Source organism: Oleiphilus sp. HI0066, assembly GCF_001635725.1.
In genome coordinates this window covers 1-2,529 of the sequence record NZ_LWFH01001026.1, presented here as the reverse complement: position 1 = coordinate 2,529, position 2,529 = coordinate 1, and the positions used below count along the sequence as shown (strand labels likewise).

The 2,529-nt window shown below is 44.9% G+C and carries 3 protein-coding genes; all 3 read right to left on the bottom strand.

What is annotated here, in order from left to right; genetic code table 11:
• On the bottom strand, window positions 1-617 hold a 617-nt coding region (locus A3738_RS12395; protein ID WP_304440100.1), incomplete at its 3' end, for a carbamoyl-phosphate synthase domain-containing protein.
• A 249-nt stretch (window positions 618-866) separates the two neighbouring features.
• Window positions 867-1,670, bottom strand: coding sequence for a 4-hydroxy-tetrahydrodipicolinate reductase (gene dapB / locus A3738_RS12385; RefSeq protein WP_068478002.1), 804 nt, complete (start codon window positions 1,668-1,670; stop codon window positions 867-869).
• 231 nt (window positions 1,671-1,901) lie between these two features.
• A partial coding sequence (gene dnaJ, locus A3738_RS12380) for a molecular chaperone DnaJ (protein WP_156504234.1) occupies window positions 1,902-2,529 on the bottom strand: 628 nt, incomplete at its 5' end.

Here is a 2,529-nt window from a genome sequence, read left to right as displayed (position 1 = left end):
AGCATACGCAGAATATTGCGCTTCACACCAAAGTCGTAAGCAACTACGTGGAACTCAGAATCTTTTGCTTGCGCATAACCAGAGCTCAAGTCCCATTCTGCTTCAGTCCATTCATAGACTTCTTGATGCGTCACTTCTTTTGCCAAATCCATTCCCTTAAGACCAGGGAATGCTTTTGCTTTTTCTAATGCCAGTTCTTCTGAAATATTATCACCAGCGAGGATACAACCATTCTGGGCGCCCTTCTCGCGCAAAATACGCGTCAAACGACGTGTATCGATATCCGCGATCGCAACAATATTATTTTCAGAGAGATAAACATCTAATGGCTTCTCATTACGCCATGAGCTAGCAAGCAAAGGAAGATTACGAATTACTAGACCAGCTGACCAAATTTGGTCGCTTTCTACATCTTCCTCATTAACACCAGTATTACCGATGTGAGGATAGGTCAAAGTAACAATTTGTTTTGCATATGATGGGTCAGTAAGAATTTCCTGATACCCCGTCATCGCGGTGTTAAAAACAACTTCTCCAGTAGTTTCTCCATCTGCACCGATAGAGATACCCTTGAATATGGAGCCATCTTCAAGAGCTAAAATAGCGGGTTTAGTCAACACCAGTTCCTCGCGCTTGTCCAAGCAGTGTATTTTTCGTATCGAAAGAAACCGTCTTTGGCGGGCTTGAGATGCATTTAGCGAATGCTAGTTGCAAAAAAGCGAGATGAACATTTGCTCATCTCGCTTTTTATAATTCTTTCGCGTTTTTATGTACAACGCCTTATCTCAAGCGGCGGCATTGTACATATTTCACATTTTGTTGTCTATGCGATCAAAGCATTTACTGCACAAAAATTACGCGTCTCATTACTTAAGATTTAAAACATCGCGCATTTCATACAGACCGGGCTCCTGAGAATGCAACCAAGCAGCAGCACGCACCGCACCATTTGCGAACGCCATTCGACTCGATGCCTTGTGTGTAATTTCAACACGCTCTCCATCGCCCAAAAACATCACAGTATGATCACCGACAACATCACCACCGCGAACCGTTGCAAAACCAATCGTTTCTTTATTTCGTGCGCCTGTTTGGCCTTCACGTCCGTAAACAGCTACCTCACGTAGATTGCGGTCTAACCCTTCAGCTACTGATTCACCCATCGCCAAAGCCGTACCAGATGGTGCATCCACTTTATGCTTATGATGCGCTTCGTAAATTTCGACATCATAATCATCGCCTAAAATCTCTGCGGCTTTTTTCAAGAGATTAAGACACATATTCACACCCGTGCTGAAATTCGCAGCTTTACACATCGCGGCGTTCGCCTGATACGACAAAAGCAATTCTTCTTCTTCAGGAGTAAAGCCCGTTGTACCAATCACGATACCCTTGCCGTTCTCAGCACATAGTTTGGCATTTTCTAGCGTGGCATCAGGAGCAGTAAAATCGATCAACACATCAAAATCATCAATCACTTCACTCAAGTGACCCACAACACTAACGCCATTTTTACCAATCCCAGACAACTCACCTGCATCGGCACCAATCACACTACTGTCTGGCAAAACAATCGCTGCGCTTAATTCTGCTTCTGCTGATTGATGAACAGCTTCAATCAACATTTTACCCATGCGGCCAATCGCACCTGTTACTGCAATGCGTACCATTGCTTTACCCTCTTTTTTAAATGAAAAATTCCCGCTCAAAGGCGGGAATTATAAATAGCTTAATTACTAACCAAACTCTATACAGTAAAAACTCGGCACACACCTACTGGATAGATATTTTTGCATCAAGCGAGGCGAAAGTGCACGGAAAAGCTGAGCTTACACGAAGTAAGTGAGCATTTGAGTACACTGTTAACAAAGCTTGAGGTGAAAATAGCATGCAGTCCTGCACTAAAGCTTCATGTCGTCAAAGAAGCTTTTAACCCCCTCAAACCAAGAATGCTTCTGGGGCGCATGTTTCTTCGACCCACTTTCAAGAGTCTCTTGAAACTCTTTCAACAACTCTTTTTGCTTTTTAGTCAGATTTACTGGCGTTTCTACCGCGACACGACACATCAAATCTCCAACAGCTCCACCACGAACAGGCTTCACACCCTTACCGCGTAAACGGAACATCTTACCGCTTTGCGTTTCAGCAGGGATTTTCAGTTTGACGCGGCCATCAAGTGTTGGCACTTCCAGCTCACCACCCAACGCTGCATCCACGACACTGATTGGCACATCACAATACAAGTTTGCACCGTCACGAACAAAAATAGGATGCTCTTTAACCGAAACCTGAACATAAAGATCTCCGGCTGGGCCACCCATTGCACCCGCTTCACCCTCTCCAGCCAAACGAATACGATCACCCGTATCAACGCCCGCTGGCACTTTCACTGAAAGCGTTTTATTCTCTTCTTGCACGCCTGTGCCATGACAAGCACGACAAGGATCTTTAATAATTTGCCCGCGACCATGACACGTTGGGCAGGTTTGCTGAACGCTGAAAAAGCCTTGCTGCATACGCACTTGACCC

Bases quoted from the DNA above. Each gene is read 5' to 3' on its own strand.
- dapB (WP_068478002.1), bottom strand. From the start codon at position 1,670: ATGGTACGCATTGCAGTAACAGGTGCGATTGGCCGCATGGGTAAAATG.